This is a genomic window from Pseudomonas sp. C 49-2, assembly GCF_003970195.1.
Classification (GTDB): Bacteria; Pseudomonadota; Gammaproteobacteria; order Pseudomonadales; family Pseudomonadaceae; genus Aquipseudomonas; species Aquipseudomonas canadensis.
Genome location: NZ_RXYG01000003.1, coordinates 78,954 through 97,232 on the forward strand (window position 1 = coordinate 78,954; position 18,279 = coordinate 97,232).

17 protein-coding genes are annotated in these 18,279 nt (G+C 58.6%); 7 read left to right on the plus strand and 10 right to left on the minus strand.

All coding sequences use genetic code 11. The annotated features are described in order from the left end of the window. Nucleotide 1: 1 nt before the first annotated feature. Both EJ576_RS06625 and argF read right to left on the minus strand, forming a co-directional pair. Nucleotides 2–1,108 (minus strand): ABC transporter ATP-binding protein, encoded by a 1,107-nt coding sequence (locus EJ576_RS06625; RefSeq protein ID WP_028619058.1) that lies wholly within the window; start codon nt 1,106–1,108, stop codon nt 2–4. Next, the gene (argF, locus tag EJ576_RS06630; protein ID WP_126569906.1) at nt 1,105–2,025 is read right to left on the minus strand and encodes an ornithine carbamoyltransferase; all 921 of its coding nucleotides are present in this window, start codon (nt 2,023–2,025) and stop codon (nt 1,105–1,107) included. The genes EJ576_RS06625 and argF overlap by 4 nt, the downstream gene beginning before the upstream one ends. A 435-nt stretch (nt 2,026–2,460) precedes the next feature. On the opposite strand from argF, the gene EJ576_RS06640 reads away from it, so the two are divergent. Both EJ576_RS06640 and grxD read left to right on the plus strand, forming a co-directional pair. Next, nucleotides 2,461–4,569 (plus strand): molybdopterin oxidoreductase family protein, encoded by a 2,109-nt coding sequence (locus tag EJ576_RS06640; RefSeq protein WP_126569908.1) that lies wholly within the window; start codon nt 2,461–2,463, stop codon nt 4,567–4,569. 77 nt (nt 4,570–4,646) lie between these two features. After that, nucleotides 4,647–4,985, plus strand: coding sequence for a Grx4 family monothiol glutaredoxin (gene grxD, locus EJ576_RS06645; protein WP_095014901.1), 339 nt, complete (start codon nt 4,647–4,649; stop codon nt 4,983–4,985). Nucleotides 4,986–5,054: 69 nt separating this feature from the next. On the opposite strand, the gene bfr is transcribed toward grxD, so the two are convergent. Together bfr and EJ576_RS06655 are read right to left on the minus strand one after the other, a co-directional pair. Next, complete coding sequence (gene bfr / locus EJ576_RS06650; RefSeq protein ID WP_028619062.1) at nt 5,055–5,528, minus strand: bacterioferritin; 474 nt, start codon at nt 5,526–5,528, stop codon at nt 5,055–5,057. 201 nt (nt 5,529–5,729) lie between these two features. Next, a complete protein-coding gene (locus EJ576_RS06655; protein ID WP_010564137.1) occupies nt 5,730–5,948 on the minus strand; it encodes a bacterioferritin-associated ferredoxin in 219 nt (72 codons plus the stop codon). A gap of 244 nt (nt 5,949–6,192) precedes the next feature. Between EJ576_RS06655 and EJ576_RS06660 the strand changes: the two genes are divergently transcribed. Further along, nucleotides 6,193–6,795 (plus strand): peroxiredoxin, encoded by a 603-nt coding sequence (locus EJ576_RS06660; RefSeq protein ID WP_003172097.1) that lies wholly within the window; start codon nt 6,193–6,195, stop codon nt 6,793–6,795. Nucleotides 6,796–6,891: 96 nt separating this feature from the next. On the opposite strand, the gene rnt is transcribed toward EJ576_RS06660, so the two are convergent. Further along, nucleotides 6,892–7,563 (minus strand): ribonuclease T, encoded by a 672-nt coding sequence (rnt, locus tag EJ576_RS06665; protein WP_010212742.1) that lies wholly within the window; start codon nt 7,561–7,563, stop codon nt 6,892–6,894. Beyond that, nucleotides 7,560–8,606, minus strand: a complete 1,047-nt coding sequence (gene pyrC / locus EJ576_RS06670; protein WP_122724048.1) for a dihydroorotase — start codon at nt 8,604–8,606, stop codon at nt 7,560–7,562. Before pyrC ends, rnt begins: the two co-directional genes overlap by 4 nt. Before the next feature lie 156 nt (nt 8,607–8,762). On the opposite strand from pyrC, the gene EJ576_RS06675 reads away from it, so the two are divergent. The 3 genes from EJ576_RS06675 (at nt 8,763) to EJ576_RS06685 (ending at nt 12,274) form a co-directional block, all read left to right on the plus strand. After that, nucleotides 8,763–9,671 (plus strand): OmpA family protein, encoded by a 909-nt coding sequence (locus tag EJ576_RS06675; RefSeq protein ID WP_126569911.1) that lies wholly within the window; start codon nt 8,763–8,765, stop codon nt 9,669–9,671. Between the two features lie 129 nt (nt 9,672–9,800). After that, nucleotides 9,801–11,018 carry an argininosuccinate synthase gene (locus tag EJ576_RS06680; protein ID WP_010212738.1) on the plus strand — a complete coding sequence of 406 codons (1,218 nt, stop codon included), beginning with the start codon at nt 9,801–9,803 and terminating at the stop codon, nt 11,016–11,018. Nucleotides 11,019–11,641: 623 nt separating this feature from the next. Then, nucleotides 11,642–12,274 carry a response regulator transcription factor gene (locus EJ576_RS06685; protein WP_028619065.1) on the plus strand — a complete coding sequence of 211 codons (633 nt, stop codon included), beginning with the start codon at nt 11,642–11,644 and terminating at the stop codon, nt 12,272–12,274. Between the two features lie 84 nt (nt 12,275–12,358). Here the strand turns inward: EJ576_RS06685 and EJ576_RS06690 are convergent, their stop codons facing one another. The 4 genes from EJ576_RS06690 to metG all read right to left on the minus strand — a co-directional run bounded on the left by EJ576_RS06690 (nt 12,359) and on the right by metG (nt 16,562). Next, nucleotides 12,359–12,541, minus strand: coding sequence for a PA3496 family putative envelope integrity protein (locus EJ576_RS06690; RefSeq protein ID WP_028619066.1), 183 nt, complete (start codon nt 12,539–12,541; stop codon nt 12,359–12,361). A 107-nt stretch (nt 12,542–12,648) separates the two neighbouring features. Beyond that, nucleotides 12,649–13,287, minus strand: coding sequence for an endonuclease III (gene nth / locus EJ576_RS06695; RefSeq protein WP_028619067.1), 639 nt, complete (start codon nt 13,285–13,287; stop codon nt 12,649–12,651). 58 nt (nt 13,288–13,345) lie between these two features. Beyond that, a complete protein-coding gene (gene rsxB, locus EJ576_RS06700; protein WP_126569913.1) occupies nt 13,346–14,302 on the minus strand; it encodes an electron transport complex subunit RsxB in 957 nt (318 codons plus the stop codon). A gap of 208 nt (nt 14,303–14,510) precedes the next feature. Beyond that, nucleotides 14,511–16,562 (minus strand): methionine--tRNA ligase, encoded by a 2,052-nt coding sequence (gene metG / locus EJ576_RS06705; protein ID WP_126569915.1) that lies wholly within the window; start codon nt 16,560–16,562, stop codon nt 14,511–14,513. A gap of 171 nt (nt 16,563–16,733) precedes the next feature. On the opposite strand from metG, the gene apbC reads away from it, so the two are divergent. Next, a complete protein-coding gene (gene apbC / locus EJ576_RS06710) occupies nt 16,734–17,828 on the plus strand; it encodes an iron-sulfur cluster carrier protein ApbC (protein ID WP_028619070.1) in 1,095 nt (364 codons plus the stop codon). The last annotated feature ends 451 nt before the right edge of the window (nt 17,829–18,279 follow it).

Consider the following 18,279-nt stretch of genomic DNA (forward strand, 5'->3'; position numbering starts at 1 on the left):
GTTATACCGGGCTGTAGCGTCTCACGCCGGATTCGACTTGAGGGATCTGCGCGGCGGTACTGCCTGAGGCCTGGAACAGCACCAGGTGTTCGGCGGCCACACGGATCCCCACATCCGCGCCGACCTGATGGTCGGCATGGCTCGGGAAAATCGACTCCAATTGCGCGCCGGTCGGCAGTTGCAGGCGGTACAAGGTCGATGCGCCGAGAAAGGTCTTGCCGACGATCCGCGCTTTCAACGCGCTGTCCGGTGCGTAGACGATGTCATCCGGGCGCAGCAACACGTCCACCGCACCGCCGGTAGGCCAGGTGTAGGCGCGGTTGCCGCGCAATTCACCCAGTTCGGTACTGACCGATTCCGGCGAACTCAATTGGCCACGGATGAAGTAACCCTGGCCGATAAAGCTGGCGACATAGGGCGTCTGCGGTTCGTGATAGAGGTTGTAGGGTGTGTCCCACTGCTCCAGACGACCCTCCTTGAAAACCCCGACCTGGTCGCTGACTGCAAAGGCTTCTTCCTGGTCATGGGTCACCAGGATCGCACTGGTGCCGCGTGCCTTGAGGATGTCACGCACCTCATGGCTGAGCTTGCGGCGCAGCTCGCCGTCCAGGTTGGAGAAGGGTTCATCCAGCAACAACAGGGCCGGCTCCGGCGCCAACGCGCGGGCGAGCGCGACGCGTTGTTGCTGGCCGCCGGAAAGCTCGTGGGGAAAGCGCTTGCCCAGGTTCTTCAGGTTGACCAGCTCCAGCAACTCAGCCACCACGCGGTCTTTCTGCGGATGCTTGCGAATACCGAAGGCAATGTTGTCGGCCACGCTCAAATGAGGAAACAGTGCGTAGTCCTGGAACACCATCCCGATACGACGTTTCTCTGGTGCCAGTGTGAAACCGGCACTGGAGATCACTTCGCCCGCCAGGCTGATCTCGCCGTCGTGCACCGGCTCAAACCCGGCAATCGCACGTAACGTGGTGGTTTTGCCGCAACCCGAGGAGCCCAGCAGGCAGCCGATGTCGCCGGCGTTGAGGTGCAGGTTGAGGTTCTGTACCACCCGTTGATCTTGATAGCCGCATGCCAGGTTGCGCAGGTTCAGCAGTAATGAATGGCTCATGCGTGGTGGTACGACGGCGGGACGAGGAATTCGAGCAGGGCTTTTTGCGCATGCAGGCGGTTTTCAGCCTGGTCCCAGGCGACCGAGCGTGGGTCGTCGAGCAGGTCGGTGCTGATCTCTTCGCCACGGTGGGCCGGCAGGCAATGCATGAACAGCACGTCTGGCGCGGCCAGGTCGAGCAGGGCGCGGGTCACCTGGTACGGGGCGAACAGGGCCAGGCGCTTGGCGGTTTCCTCTTCCTGGCCCATGGAGGTCCAGACGTCGGTGCTCACCAGGTGCGCGCCGATCACCGCATCACGCGGGTCGCGCACCAGGGTCACGCGGTCGCCGGCCTGGGCCAGAAAGCGCGCGTCAGGCTCGTAGCCTTCCGGGCAGGCAACGCGCAGTTGGAAGTCGAACTGGATCGCCGCTTCTATATAGCTGTTGCACATGTTGTTGCCGTCGCCGATCCAGGCCACGGTCTTGCCCTGGATCGAGCCGCGGTGCTCAAGGAAGGTCTGCATGTCGGCCAGCAACTGGCACGGGTGCAGGTCGTCGGACAGGCCGTTGATCACCGGCACGCGGGAGTTCGCGGAAAATTCGGTCACGGTGCTGTGGGCAAAGGTACGGATCATCACGGCGTCGAGCATGCTCGACATCACCTTTGCACTGTCGGCGATCGGCTCGCCACGGCCCAGTTGGGTGTCACGCGAGGACAAGAAGATGGCTTGGCCACCCAATTGGATCATGCCGGCTTCGAATGACACGCGGGTGCGGGTCGACGACTTCTCAAAGATCATGCCGAGCACGCGGTTTTTCAAAGGCTCGAACAGTACGCCGCGGTTACGCAGGTCTTTAAGCTCAATGCCTCGACAGATCACGCTGACCAGCTCTTCGGGCGTGCAATCCATCAGGGAGAGAAAGTGCCTTGCGCTCATCATTAACTACCTTTTTGCAACAGACCGCAGATACTCAAAGCCTTGTTTATTGTGACAACGGGCGAGACCTGCGGCGAAAGCCGCACGGGGCGACGAAATAGGGGAAGGCGCGATCTTATAATTAAATGTCGCGTCTTACCAATAGGGCTACGGTTTTTAAGGGTGTTCAAGCAGGGCGCCGGGGCGCTTTTGAAGACTATTTCCAGACAGCAGCGAGCCATTTGTACACTGGCGCCGAGACCTTTTGCAACGTGCGGGGGCGGGCGCAGGCCAGGCTGCGTCGGTTTCAGAGGCGGTATGACGGGTTTTGAAACATTTGCTCACGCTTGTCCATGGCCTGGCCTGATGCAGGCCGATTCACGGGACGAACATTGGTGGCGCCCCCGTCGGTCTCGACCCATAGTGGGATCAAAGCCCCTATAAAAGAGACTGGCCATGACCAAGACTCTCCACCACCGTGCCTGCCACCTGTGTGAAGCCATTTGTGGCCTGACCCTGGAAACCACCCAAGCCGACGACGGCAGCCTGGCGATCACCTCGATCAAGGGCGATGCGTTGGATACGTTCAGCCGTGGGCACATCTGCCCCAAGGCCGTCGCGTTGCAGGATATCCAGAACGATCCCGACCGCTTGCACCAGCCCATGTTGCGGGTCGGTAGCGAATGGCAGCCGATTGCGTGGGAAGACGCCTTCGCGCTTGTAGCCGAGCGGTTGTCAGGCATACAGGCGCAGCATGGGCAGAATGCGGTGGCGGTGTACCAGGGCAACCCCAGCGTGCACAACTATGGGCTGATGACCCACAGCAACTACTTCCTGGGCCAGTTGAAGACGCGCAATCGGTTTTCCGCGACGTCTGTGGACCAGTTGCCCCATCACCTCACCAGTTACCTCATGTACGGCCACGGGCTGTTGCTGCCGATCCCGGACATCGATCACACCGACTTCATGCTGATCCTGGGGGGCAATCCGCTCGCGTCCAACGGCAGCATCATGACCGTGCCCGACGTGGAGAAGCGCCTCAAGGCGATCCAGGCGCGGGGCGGCAAAGTGGTGGTGATCGACCCACGGCGCAGTGAAACGGCGGCGATGGCCGACCAGCATCTGTTCGTGCGTCCAGGCGGTGATGCGGCGTTGTTGTTCGGCGTGCTCAACACCTTGTTCAGCGAGAGCCTGACCCGCGACAGCCATTTACCGATTGAAGGCCTTGAGGACGTACGGCGCGCTATCGCTGGGTTTACCGCCGAGACCATGAGCCGCCAATGTGCGGTGCCTGCCGAGCAGATCCGCCAGTTGGCGCGGGACTTTGCTGCAGCCGACAAGGCCGTGTGCTACGGGCGCATGGGCGTGTCGACCCAGGCATTCGGCACGCTGTGCCATTGGCTGGTGCAGTTGATCAACCTGGTGACTGGCAACCTGGACCGCGTCGGAGGCGCGTTGTGCACCACGCCGGCGGTGGATCTGGTGGCGTCGACCGGTGGAGGGCATTTCAATCGCTGGCAGAGTCGGGTTTCCGGGCGTCCGGAGTACGGTGGCGAGTTGCCTGTGTCGGCCCTGGCTGAGGAAATGCTCACCGAGGGTGAAGGACAAATCCGTGCATTGGTCACGGTCGCGGGTAATCCCGTGTTGTCGACGCCGAACGGCCGGCAATTGGAACAGGCCCTCGATAGGCTGGAGTTCATGGTCAGCATCGACCTCTACATCAACGAAACCACGCGCTATGCCGACCTGATCCTGCCGTCTACGTCGGCGCTGGAAAACGATCATTACGACACCACCTTCAATATGTTTGCGGTGCGTAACGTCACCCGCTTCAATCGGGCGATCTTGCCCAAGCCTGCGGGCGCGCTGCATGACTGGGAGATTTTTGTCGGCCTGGCCAAAGCCTTCGCTGCTTACAATGGTGTCGCGCTCAAGCCGACGATGCCCCCTGCGCAAATGATTGATTTCGGTCTGCGTGCGGGCGCCTATGGTGATGCATCCAGCCACAAGTTGTCCGTGGCCATGCTGGCGGATTATCCCCACGGCGTGGACTTAGGGCCGCTGCAACCCAACCTTTCAGCGCGTTTGAAAACCGCCGATGGCAAGGTGCAAGCGGCGCCGCCAGTGATCCTTGCCGACCTGGTGCGTTTTGCCGCGCAACCGGTGCCTATCGATGACGAACTGCTGCTGATCGGTCGTCGCCATGTGCGCAGTAATAATTCGTGGATGCATAACTATCACCGGCTGGTGAAGGGCAAGCCGCGCCATCAATTGCTGATGCATCCGGACGATCTGGCCAGTCGTCAATTGAGCGATGGCCAGCGGGTCCGTGTCAGCTCGCGCATCGGCATGATCGAAGTGGAAGTGGTGGCCAGCCTGGACATGATGCCCGGCGTGGTAAGTCTGCCCCATGGTTGGGGTCACGGACGGCCGGGAGTACAGATGACTATCGCCAGTGGGCAGCCAGGGGCGAGTGCCAATGATTTGACCGACGAACGGCAACTGGACGAGCTATCGGGCAATGCAGCGCTCAATGGCGTGCCGGTGCAGGTAGCAGCCGCCTGAGCACCAGGCTGGAATTTTGCGTTACAATGCGCCACCGTGCCGACCTGTGAGTCGCAAAGTTCCAGCCGAGGTGTTCCATGGATATCATCGAAACGATCAAAGAGCAGATTGCCAACAACACCATTCTGCTTTACATGAAGGGCGCGCCAAACGCTCCTCAGTGCGGTTTCTCCGCGAAGGCGTCCCAGGCCATCATGGCGTGCGGCGAAAAATTCGCTTACGTGGATATCCTGCAAAACCCTGAAATCCGCGCCAACCTGCCGAAGTACGCCAACTGGCCGACCTTCCCACAACTGTGGGTTGCCGGTGAGCTGGTCGGCGGAAGCGACATCATCACTGAAATGGCCGCAGACGGTTCGTTGCAGTCGTTGATCAAAGATGCAGCGGCAAAAGCGGCAGCCAAGACTGAAGCTTGATCCGGACGCAATAAAAAGCCCCGCTTCTCGTGAGAGAGCGGGGCTTTTTTGTACCTGCGAGCTGGGGGCTTATTCTTCGCCCATCTGCGATTGCAGGTAGTTTTCCAGGCTGACTTTGTCGATCAGGCCCAGTTGGGTCTCCAGCCAGTCGATGTGTTCTTCCTGGTCTTCGAGGATGTCTTCCAGCAGTTCGCGGCTGCCGAAGTCACCTTTGCTTTCGCAGTGAGCGATGGCGGCCTTGAGGTCGCTGTGGCTCTTGTGTTCGAACTTCAGGTCGCTGCTGATCATTTCCTGGGTGTGCTCGCCGATGTTCAGCTTGCCCAGGTCCTGTACGTTCGGCAGGCCTTCCAGGAACAGGATGCGCTTGATCAGCGCGTCCGCATCTTTCATGGCCTTGATGGATTCTTTGTATTCGCGCTTGCCCAGCTTTTCCAGGCCCCAATCGTCATACATGCGCGCATGCAGAAAGTACTGATTGATCGCGACCAGTTCATTGGCAAGGATTTTGTTGAGTTGCTGGATGACTGAGATGTCGCCTTTCATGACTGGGGTCCTGCCCTGTAATAGCTGTGTATAAGGCGGAGTTTGAGCGGCGAATTCCCTAGTGTCAAACCTAAGTTATTGAATAATAAATGAAAATTAATCGGAATAAGAATGTTTGTGTTCCGCGTCTTGACGCTAACTAATTGAATTGCGGGCATAAAAAAACCGGACACTAAGTCCGGTTCTTTAAAACACGCCCAATCAGGCGTGTGTAAATTCTGCTGAATAGGGGAGCGCGGCCTGGGCTGTCTGCAGCTGCGTCAGGGTTTCCCGTACCACTTGCTTGGCGAGGCAAGCGCATTTACCGCACTGGCTGGCAACGCCGGTGGTTTCACGCACTTCCTTGTAGCTGCAGCAACCTTCATAGATTGCTTCGCGGATTTGTCCGTCGGTGACGCCAGTACAGAGGCACACATACATAAGGGAGAACCGTCGCGGGTTTAAGGCTTAAGTGCGATGGATCTTAATGTTAACGAGAATGATTGTCAAAGTAGATTCGTAGGGTATTTGCTGGCACCGCGCCCGCACTGACGAACGGTTTTTTCAGTGTATGATGGTCGGTCTTCACGAAGCGTGACTGCGTCACAGGGCTGTCGCTTATTAACGGCAGACTCGAGGCCGGTCCTTTTACTTCAATCGTCACCTCTACATCAGGAGATACCCAATGAGCGTACTCGTCGGCAAACAAGCCCCGGATTTCGACGTCCCAGCCGTCCTCGGCAATGGCGAAATCGTAGACAGCTTCAAACTGTCTGAAGCCATCAAAGGCAAATACGGCCTGGTGTTCTTCTACCCGCTGGACTTCACCTTCGTCTGCCCTTCGGAGCTGATCGCTCTGGACCATCGCATGGACGATTTCAAGGCGCGCAACGTTGAAGTGGTAGCTGTTTCCATCGACTCCCATTTCACCCACAACGCCTGGCGCAACACCGCCATCAATGATGGCGGCATCGGCAAAGTCAAATACACCATGGCTGCCGACATGAAGCACGACATCGCCAAGGCCTACGACGTTGAGTCTGAAGGCGGCGTGGCCTTCCGTGGCGCTTTCCTGATCGACGACAAGGGCGTTGTCCGCTCCCAGATCATCAACGACCTGCCACTGGGTCGTAACATGGAAGAGCTGATCCGCCTGGTCGACGCCCTGCAATTCCACGAAGAACACGGCGAAGTCTGCCCTGCCAACTGGAAAAAAGGCGACAAAGGCATGAACGCTTCGCCAGAAGGCGTTGCGGCTTACCTGACCGAGAACGCTGGCAAGCTGTAAGCCAGGTTCGAGGTACAAAAAAACCGGCCTGAGAAGGCCGGTTTTTTTGTGGTAAGCCCGCACACCATAGTCGGCGGGCTCACCACAAAAGCGCTGTTAGTCGTTGAAGTCTTCCCAGCCGCCCATGTCTTTCCAGCGGTTGACGATGCCGCAGAACAGCTCGGCGGTTTTCTCTGTGTCGTAGCGAGCCGAGTGAGCCTCACGCCCGTCAAAGTCAATACCGGCGGCCTGGCAGGCTTTCGCCAACACGGTCTGGCCATACGCCAGGCCGGCGAGGGTGGCCGTGTCGAAGCTAGAGAACGGGTGGAACGGGTTGCGCTTCATGTCCAACCGCGCCACGGCGGCGTTCAGGAAACCCAGGTCGAAACTGCTGTTGTGGCCGACCAGGATCGCGCGTTTGCAGCCATTGGCCTTCAACGCCTTGCGCACACCACGGAAGATATCGGTCAGCGCCGCTTCTTCACTCACCGCCATGCGCAGTGGGTGATCAAGCTTGATGCCCGTGAATTCCAAAGCGGCGGCTTCGATATTCGCGCCTTCAAACGGTTCGACGCGGAAGAAGTGGGTGTGTTCCGGGAACACAAAACCCTGCTCGTCCATGCCGATGGTGGTTGCGGCGATTTCCAGCAATGCGTCGGTGGCGCAATTGAAACCACCGGTTTCTACGTCGATGACAACCGGCAGATAGCCGCGAAACCGCTCGGCCATCGGGTGACGCGAACCGCCACCACTGTGCTCGTGTTCGTCATCGTAATGGTCTTCACTCACTTGCTTTCCTCCAGCAGGCGCCAGCGCAGTGTTTCACCGGCGCGCAGCGGGATGACAGTCAGCTCGCCAAACGGCAGGCTGGCAGGGGCGGTCCAGTCTTCACGGACCAGGGTGATGCGGTCGGTATTCGCCGGCAGGCCGTAGAAACGCGGGCCGTTGAGGCTGGCGAAACCTTCGAGCTTGTCCAGGGCGTTACGCTGTTCGAACGCTTCGGCATACAACTCGATCGCTGCATAGGCGGTGTAGCAACCGGCACAGCCACACGCCGCTTCCTTGGCGTGCTGGGCATGAGGCGCGGAGTCGGTGCCGAGGAAGAACTTCGGATTGCCGCTGGTCGCTGCATCCAGCAAGGCCACCTGGTGGGTGTTGCGCTTGAGGATCGGCAGGCAATAGAAGTGCGGCCGAATCCCGCCCACCAGCATGTGGTTGCGGTTGTATAGCAAGTGATGCGCGGTGATCGTCGCGCCGACGTTGGCGGAGGCCTCGCTGACGAACTGCACGGCATCGGCGGTGGTGATGTGTTCGAACACCACCTTGAGGGTCGGGAACAGCTCGACCACACGGCGCATATGCTCGTCGATGAAGATCTTCTCGCGGTCGAAGACATCCACGTCGCCACGGGTGACTTCACCGTGGATCAACAGCGGCATGCCGACTTCGGCCATGGTTTCGATGGCCGGCAGGATCTTGTCGATACTGGTCACACCGGAATCGGAGTTGGTCGTCGCGCCGGCCGGGTACAGCTTGGCGGCGTGCACGAAACCGCTGGCCTTGGCCTCTCGAATCTCTTCGGGCTGGGTGCGGTCGGTGAGGTAGAGCACCATCAACGGTTCGAAGCGGCTGCCGGCCGGTCGTGCAGCGAGGATACGCTGGCGATAGGCATCGGCTTGCTCGGCATTACGCACCGGAGGTACCAGGTTAGGCATGATGATGGCGCGGCCAAACGTGCGCGCGACATCGGCCACGGTGTGGGGTAACGCAGCACCATCGCGAAGATGAATATGCCAGTCGTCGGGACGCAGCAGGGTCAGGCGGTCGGACATTGGGGATTCCAGGCGGGTCAATCTGGTGGGAATGCTACCGGAAAAGACGCTTTCAGGCACTCGCTATCAAGTTTTGCAGGATGCAACCGATAGCCTTGGGTATGCCTTATCGATGTATGACGCTTTGAAGTGTTGTAGAAACCAGTGGAGCCTCACGTGCGCCAGCAATATCTAGCCCTGCTCAGTGTGTTCGCCAGCCTGCCTGCGATGGCCCTCACGTTCCAGACACGTCTGGAGAATATTGAGTGGAAGGTGGAAGGCGACCAGTTCGAGTGCCGCTTGACCCAGCCAATCACCGATTTCGGTTCGGGTGAGTTCGTGCGCCGGGCCGGCGAGCAGGCGACATTTCGCCTGAAAGCCTACAATGGCTCGCTGGGAGCCGGTTCGGCCACGTTGCTGGCCGCCGCTGCGCCGTGGCAGCCGGGGCGAGGCGATATCAGCCTCGGCGCCGTGCGTGCCGGCAGTGGCGATGTACTGTTCAACAGCTCCCAGGCGCAGGCCGGGCGCTTGTTCAATGGCTTGCTGGAAGGGCGTAGCCCGACCGTGCGGCACTATGGGCGTGAGGGCGGCTATTCGGAAATCCGTCTGCTGCCGGTTAAATTCAACAAGGCCTACAACGATTACCAGCTGTGCACCGCCAAGCTGTTGCCGATGAATTATGACCAGGTCAAACAGACTGAAGTCGGTTTCCCGGGTGGCGGAATCGAGCTGGACGCGCTCGCCAAGAAGAAACTCGACGTGATTCTCGCGTTCATGAAAGCCGACCCCACCGTCAACCATATCGAGTTGAACGGTCATTCGGACAACAGCGGCAACCGACTCACCAACCGCGACGTCTCGCGCCGTCGCGGCCTGGCGGTCATGGACTACTTCAAGGCCAACGGGATTCCGGAATCGCAGATCACCCTGCGTTTCCACGGCGAAAGCTACCCATTGGCGCCCAACACCAATGCGGCCAACCGGGCACGTAACCGCCGCGTGAATATTCAGCTAGAGCGCGTGGCTGCCCCCGAGAAACCGGCCCCCACCGCCACCGGCCCAAGCAACCCCGCGCACACCTCCTAAGGTGCGACCATCGGTCGCCCGTTCGACATAATCTGTCGCTTTATCTTCATTTGCTGTCGCGCCCCTGTAAATTCGCGGTTTTGGTCGGTAGAATCGACGCCTTTCCGTACAACCCCGTGGAGTGATGGCATGGCCGACGTAAACAAGGTCGTTCTCGCGTATTCCGGCGGCCTGGACACTTCGGTGATCCTCAAGTGGCTGCAGGATACTTATAACTGTGAAGTGGTGACCTTCACCGCTGACCTGGGTCAGGGCGAAGAGGTCGAACCAGCACGTGCCAAGGCGCAAGCCATGGGCGTGAAAGAGATCTACATTGACGACCTGCGCGAAGAGTTTGTCCGCGATTTCGTTTTCCCGATGTTTCGCGCCAACACCGTCTACGAAGGCGAGTACCTGCTGGGTACCTCCATCGCACGTCCGCTGATCGCCAAACGCCTGATCGAAATCGCCAACGAAACCGGCGCCGACGCCATTTCCCATGGCGCTACCGGCAAGGGCAACGACCAGGTGCGTTTCGAACTGGGTGCCTACGCGCTCAAGCCTGGCGTGAAAGTGATTGCCCCTTGGCGTGAATGGGACCTGCTGTCCCGTGAAAAGTTGATGGATTACGCTGAGAAGCACGCAATCCCGATCGAGCGCCACGGCAAGAAGAAATCCCCGTACTCGATGGACGCCAACCTGCTGCACATCTCCTATGAAGGTGGCGTGCTGGAAGACACCTGGACCGAGCACGAAGAAGACATGTGGAAGTGGACCGTCTCCCCGGAGAACGCTCCCGACAAGCCGCAATACCTGGAACTGACCTACCGCAACGGCGACATCGTCGCGCTGGACGGCGTCGAAATGACTCCGGCCACCGTACTGGCGACCTTGAACCGTATCGGTGGCGAACACGGTATCGGCCGTCTCGACATCGTCGAGAACCGCTACGTGGGCATGAAGTCCCGCGGCTGCTACGAAACCCCAGGCGGCACCATCATGCTGCGCGCCCACCGCGCCATCGAGTCCATCACCCTGGACCGTGAAGTGGCTCACCTCAAAGACGAGCTGATGCCCAAGTACGCCAGCCTGATCTACACCGGCTACTGGTGGAGCCCTGAGCGTCTGATGCTGCAACAGATGATCGACGCTTCCCAGGTTCACGTGAACGGCGTTGTGCGCCTGAAGCTGTACAAGGGCAACGTGATCGTTACCGGTCGCAAGTCCGATGAATCGCTGTTCGACGCCAACATCGCTACCTTTGAAGAGGACGGCGGCGCTTACAACCAGGCGGACGCGGCAGGCTTTATCAAGTTGAACGCATTGCGCATGCGCATTGCGGCCAACAAAGGTCGCTCGCTGTTCTAAGTCTCAACGTGTTGTGAAGAATGGCCCCTTGCTAAAGGGGCCATTTTTTTTGCCTGTGATTCTGTGAAGACTTTTATGTTTATAACGATTAAACAGCCGTGGATGTTTTTCCTCAAAACCTTTACCAAAAATTGGGTTTGAATGAATTATTGTTCAAATGTTGTAGGGGGAATGAATTTTTTACATCTGTGTAGGAACTGGTCTTACAGATAATTCACTCATACAAGTGCGGAGAAGAGACAAAACATTGAATGGTCTGTAGGAATTAAGGATGTAAGTGAATATGTTAAATGGAACTAAAGCAGACGCCTCATTCTGGCCGTTTCCCCCTGCGGCGGGCGAGAGACAAGGGGCATTTCCTGAGAGTCATGTGCGGCACGTTTACCCAGCCCCCTATAAGCCACGGATATTTCACTCAAAGTATGTAGGCCCCCGGAAAGTTCTGAAAGGATCCATAAAACCTGATCCCTCCGAGAGGGCGTTTTTTTGTAGGGCAATTCCTTTATCGCTGTGGGGTGGGTCTCTGCTTGCTGTTGCTTGGGGGGTAACGCTATGCCAACTAGGAAACGACTAGGCTATTGTGCTTGCTCTAAATAATTCGAACAGCGAAATTGGACTTTCTCATGAATAAAGTGCTGATCGTGGACGATCATCCCGTCATTCGTCTTGCTGTGCGTATGCTAATGGAACGTCATGGTTATGAGGTCGTTGCCGAGACCGATAACGGTGTCGATGCGTTGCAACTTGCGCGGGAGCATATGCCGGACATAGTGATACTGGACATCGGTATTCCCAAACTTGACGGCCTGGAAGTTATTTGCCGGTTGTCTTCCACCAAGCAGGCTGTGCCATTCAAGGTGCTGGTCCTCACATCTCAGGCCCCTGGTCACTTTTCCATGCGTTGCATGCAGGCGGGAGCGGCAGGCTACGTATGCAAGCAACAGGACCTGACCGAGTTGCTGAGTGCTATCAAGGCGGTCCTGTCGGGCTACAGCTATTTCCCGAACCAGGCGCTCAACTCGGTACGCTCCACCATGGGCAATGCCAGCGAGGCCGATATGGTCGAGCGCCTCTCCGGGCGAGAAATGATGGTATTGCAGCAGCTGGCGCGGGGCAGGACCAACAAGGAGATTGCCGACGGCATGTTTCTCAGCAACAAGACCGTCAGCACCTACAAGACGCGTTTGCTGCTCAAGCTCAATGCGCGTTCACTGGTGGACCTGATCGAGCTGGCCCAGCGTAACGGCTTGGTATAGAGGAGGGCATAGCACAGCGTATTGTCCGGGGCACCGGCAGAAAAAAGCCTCCGCGAAGGAGGCTTCCGGCTGTCGATTGCTCGATCAGAGGTCGAAGTCGTAATCGGCCAGCTGTTTTTGCAAGCGTCGTTCTTCCAGGAGATTATCGATAGTGCGGCGTTTGCTTAAATTGGTCTTGGCGACCTCTGCCACAGGCGCCTCTGCCCCATCGTCGTCCGACTCAACGAGGTCGTCTTCCACTTCCAGTTGCTCTTTGCCAGTGCTCATAAGGTTCACTCCGGGCTAAGACTGCCGTTGGCGCTCCTTATAACGATAATCCATGATCCGGTAAAAAAGATTTTTTCAATCGATTGATCGAGAAAATCAATGATCTGTCAATCGTCGGACGTCTTGTCCTTGTATTCGCACAGGTCTTCGATGCGACAGCTGCCGCAGCGCGGCTTGCGGGCCTGACAAACGTAGCGGCCATGAAGGATCAGCCAGTGGTGGGAATCCAGCAGATAGGGCTTGGGCACGAACTTCATCAGCTGCTTTTCCACCTCCACCACGTTCTTGCCACGGGCGATGCCGGTTCGATTGCTGACCCGGAAGATATGGGTGTCCACCGCCATGGTCAGTTGCCGGAACGCGGTGTTGAGCACCACGTTGGCGGTTTTGCGCCCGACGCCTGGCAGGGCTTCCAAGGCTTCGCGGGTTTGCGGTACTTCACTGCCGTGCAGTTCCACCAGCAGGCGGCAAGTTTCAATGACGTTCTTGGCCTTGCTGTTGTACAGGCCAATGGTCTTGATGTATTCCGACAACCCATCCACACCCAATGCATGGATTGCTTCGGGAGTATTCGCCACAGGGTACAGCTTGGCTGTGGCCTTGTTCACGCCGACGTCCGTGGATTGAGCCGACAGGATCACCGCAATCAACAACTCGAACGGCGTGGTGTAGGCCAGTTCGGTCTTGGGTTCTGGATTGTCTTCGTGGAGCCTGCGGAAAATTTCCAGGCGTTTTGCGGCGTTCATGGGGTGGGGTTTCCCTGGCAGTCGATCGGCGGGATTGTAGCAATACAGGTTTTGCGGGTCAGGTGTTGCCGTGGGTATCCACTTGACGCTGCGCCTCTTCTAAGTTGTGTTGCGCCTCGGCCAGTTGTTGCGGGCTGGCGTTTAAGTCATGAGCTTTCTTCAATTCCACGCGGCGCATTGCCAGCTGGATTTTCGCGCGCTTGAGGTCGGCAGTATTCGAAGTCGTACCTACTGCCTTCGGTGCGGTGCCCAGTTCCAGCGCGGTCAGCGCTTGTTCTGCCGCTTCGAACTGCTGCTGCAAGACGATCAACTGCGACTGTTGATCAAAGGTTGGTGGGTGGCCGAAGGCCTTCAAGGATTTATGCAGTTGTGCGCGACTCATGGCGACCGTGATTTTGGCTTTCTTGATCGCTGCGTCCTGTGCTGTACCGACCTGCACAGGCAAATCCGGTACTGAGCGTTTTGCCCGAGCCAGGCGTTCAGCGAGCTTCTGCGCTTCTTCCCGTTGCAGCCGTGCATTGCGTTGTTCATAACGGCGTCTTGCCCGGTCGCGCTTGAGAGCTCGTCCTTGCCGTTGCTGATCGTTGGTGGCCAGGCCACCCACAATCGGTAATACGGTGGCGGTCGGACGCATTTCAATGCAGTCAACGGGGCAGGGCGCGACGCAGAGGTCGCAACCGGTGCACTCATCGACGATGACCGTGTGCATCAGCTTGGCTGCGCCGACAATGGCATCCACCGGGCAGGCCTGGATGCACTTGGTGCAACCAATGCACTCGGCCTCGCGGATATAGGCGATCTGGGCCGGAGCTTCCCCTCGGCTGATATCCAATTCCAGCACCGGCACGCGCAACAATTGCGCAAGACCCGCAATGGTTTCCTGTCCCCCGGGCGGGCACTTGTTGATCGCTTCGCCTTGAGCAATACCCTCAGCGTAAGGTTTGCAGCCTGGGTGCCCGCATTTGCCGCATTGGGTCTGCGGCAGCAGCGCGTCGATACGTTGAATGAGATTCATGGGGTGATCATGGGCATGCCGGTTAAGCAAACTGGGCTGGGGTGGTTGCGCTTTCTTGTGGTGAGCGGGCTTGCCCCGCGCTGGGGCGCGAAGCGGCCCCATCATTGCCACCACGGTTTTTACAGATAGAACCGGGTGCCTGGTTTTAGGGCCGCTTCGCAGCCTCGGGCGGGGCAAGCCCGCTCACCACAAATACTAACTTTGCAGGCTACTTGATCCGTTGGCCCGGCTTCGCACCACTGTCAGGACTGAGCAGGTAGATCTCTTCCCCACCCGGGCCGGCCGCCATCACCATGCCCTCGGACATGCCGAACTTCATTTTCCGAGGTTTGAGGTTGGCGATCATCATGGTCAGGCGACCATCCAGCTTGGATGGGTCCGGATAAGCGCTCTTGATGCCGGAGAACACGTTGCGTTGCTCGCCACCGAGGTCCAGGGTCAGGCGCAGCAGCTTGTCGGCACCTTCTACGGCTTCGGCCTTGACGATCAGCGCGACACGCAGGTCTACGGCAGCGAAAGCATCAAAGTCGATTTGCGCAGAGATCGGATCTTTGGCCAACTCACCATTGCCCGCGGGCGCAGCCGAACCGGTATCGGTCTGGCTGGCGACCAGGTCTTCTTTCGAAGCGTCGGTCATCGCCTGGACTTTGACCGGGTCGATACGGGTCATCAGCGGCTTGAACTCGTTCAACTGATGGTTGCTGAGCAGCGTGGTGTGATCGTTCCAGGTCAGCGGCGCCACGTTGAGGAACGCCTCGGCGTCGGCGGCCAACAACGGCAGCACCGGCTTGAGGAATATCACCAGTTGGTGGAACAGATTGACGCCCGTGGCGCAGATCGCCTGCACTTCCGCCTGCTTGCCTTCCTGTTTGTTCAGCGACCACGGTGCCTTGTCGGCGATCCAGGCGTTGGCACGGTCGGCCAGGCCCATGATTTCGCGCATGGCACGGGCAAAGTCGCGGGCTTCATAGGCATCGGCGATGCTTGGCGCAGCGGCCAGGAAGGCGTCGGTCAGTTCCGGAGCGGCGTTCTCGGCCACCAGCAGGCCAGCGTTGCCCTTGTGGATAAACCCGGCACAACGGCTGGCAATGTTGACGACCTTGCCGACCAGGTCCGAGTTGACCTTCTGTACGAAGTCTTCCAGGTTCAGGTCCAGGTCATCGACGCCACGGCCCAGTTTGGAGGCGTAGTAGTAGCGCAGGTATTCCGGCGACAGGTGGTCCAGGTAGGTGCGCGCCTTGATAAAGGTGCCACGGGACTTGGACATCTTCTGGCCGTTGACCGTCAGGTAGCCGTGCACCGCGATGGCGGTCGGCTTGCGATAGCCCGAACCTTCAAGCATTGCCGGCCAGAACAGCGCGTGGAAGTTGACGATGTCCTTGCCGATGAAGTGGTACAGCTCGGCAGTGGATTCCTTACTCCAGAACGCGTCGAAGTCCAGATCCGGCGTGCGGTCGCACAGGCTCTTGAAGCTGGCCATGTAGCCGATCGGCGCGTCCAGCCACACGTAGAAGTACTTGCCCGGCTCGCCCGGGATTTCGAAGCCGAAGTACGGCGCATCGCGGGAGATGTCCCACTGCTGCAGGCCGCTGTCGAGCCATTCGGAGAGTTTGTTGGCCACGGCGTCCTGCAAGGTGCCGCTTCGGGTCCAGGTTTGCAGCATCTGCTGGAAATCCGGGAGCTTGAAGAAGAAATGCTGGGAATCCTTGAGCACCGGGGTGGCGCCAGAGATTGCCGACTTAGGGTTCTTCAGCTCGGTGGGCGCGTAGGTCGCACCGCATTTCTCGCAGTTGTCGCCGTATTGGTCTTCAGTGCCGCATTTCGGGCAGGTGCCCTTGATGAAGCGGTCGGCCAGGAACATTTTCTTTTCCGGGTCGAAATACTGGGTCACCGAACGCTGGTCGATATGCCCGGCTTCTTTCAAACGCAGATAGATCTGGCTCGACAGCTCGCGGTTTTCTTCGGAGTGGGTCGAGTGGAAGTTGTCGAAATCCACCAGGAACTCGGCAAAGTCGGCGCTGTGTTCAGCCTGCACGTTGGCGATCAGTTGTTCCGGGGTGATCCCTTCCTTTTCGGCGCGCAACATGATGGCCGAACCGTGGGCGTCGTCCGCGCAGACATAAATGCATTGGTTGCCACGATGCTTCTGAAAGCGCACCCACATATCGGTCTGGATGTACTCAAGCATATGGCCAAGATGGATGGAACCATTGGCATAGGGCAGGGCGCTGGTGACGAGGATCTTGCGTGGCTCGGACATGGGGCTCGGCTACTTGATGAAACGGAGGTCGGCCACTATAAAGCGCCGGGAAATATATTTCACCCCGTGGCGCTGTTTCAGAATCTTCCGAACCTGCGAAAGCATGCCGTAACGCCGCTGGAACGGTTAGGATAGCCGCCTGTTTCAGTCAGTCTTTTTCGGGAGTAGCCCATGAGCGCCGTCAATCGCGCAGCGGTGGAAGCCGTGCTTCGCCAGTACACCGACCCTTATTTGAACCAGGACCCGGTCAGTGCCGGCTGTGTGCGTGCCATCGACGTCCAGGGCGACCAAGTGTCGGTCCAGTTGGAACTGGGTTATGCCGCCGGTCTGTTCAAGAGCGGTTGGGCGCAGATGCTGCAGATGGCCATCGAGGGCTTGGACGGCGTGCGTTCGGCCAAGGTCGACATCCAGTGTGTGATTGCCGCGCACAAGGCCCAGGCGCAAATCCCAGGGCTGGCCAACGTCAAGAACGTGGTGGCTGTGGCCTCCGGCAAGGGCGGCGTGGGCAAGTCCACCACGGCGGCCAACCTGGCCCTGGCCTTGGCCCGCGAAGGCGCACGCGTGGGCATCCTTGATGCGGATATCTACGGCCCGAGCCAAGGCGTGATGTTTGGCATCGCCGAGGGCACACGGCCTAAGGTCAAGGATCAGAAGTGGTTCGTGCCGATCGAGTCCCTGGGTGTGGAAGTGATGTCGATGGCCTTCCTTACCGATGACAACACGCCGATGGTCTGGCGCGGGCCGATGGTCTCCGGCGCCTTGCTGCAACTGGTCACCCAGACCGCCTGGGGCGACCTGGACTACCTGGTGATCGACATGCCTCCAGGCACCGGTGATATCCAGCTGACCCTGGCGCAGAAAGTCCCGGTGGCTGGCTCGGTGATCGTCACCACGCCCCAGGACCTGGCATTGCTCGACGCGAGAAAAGGCGTGGAAATGTTCCGCAAGGTCAATATCCCGGTGCTGGGCGTCGTGGAGAACATGGCCGTGCACATCTGCTCCAACTGCGGCCACGCCGAGCATCTGTTCGGCGAAGGCGGTGGCGAGAAGCTTGCCACCCAGTACGGGGTGGAACTGCTGGCTTCATTGCCACTGTCGATGGTGATTCGTGAACAGGCGGACGGTGGCAAGCCGACTGTTGCGGCGGACCCTGATGGCCAGATAGCCATGGTGTATCAGGAGCTGGCCCGCCATGTGGGCGCGCGTATCGTGCTGCAGGAAGCCGCTGCGCCGGCGATGCCGACCATCACCGTCAGCGACGACTGAGGGCATTGAAGGGAAAAAGCCTCGACGGTGTCGGGGCTTTTTCATGGCTGGACGGTGGTCAAGGCGGGTTTATTTCTCATTTACGCAATTGGTCGTGTAAGCATTTGCTTACTTTTTCGTAAGCGTTTGGTTTTTTTGCCCGCCAAGTACGTCCCGGTTCATCGAGAGTGTTTTCTATCCTGTTGAAAAATAACAATTAATTATTATCTGCTGAGCATGAAAGCGTGTCGGTCGCAGGAATGGATCCCGTTGAACTTCCTTCGGAACTCTCTAACATCAGCCCTGTGTCCACGGATTGACACAGCCATCAAGGAACGATGGTTTAGGGAACGTCGCAGGATGCGATTCATCAGGATGATGAAAAGGAATACAGGGACTAGGGAAAAAATGTGGGCGGGTCATACCGCCCCTTTTTTTTGCCTGTAGGAAAGTGAAACCTGCTTTCCAGAAA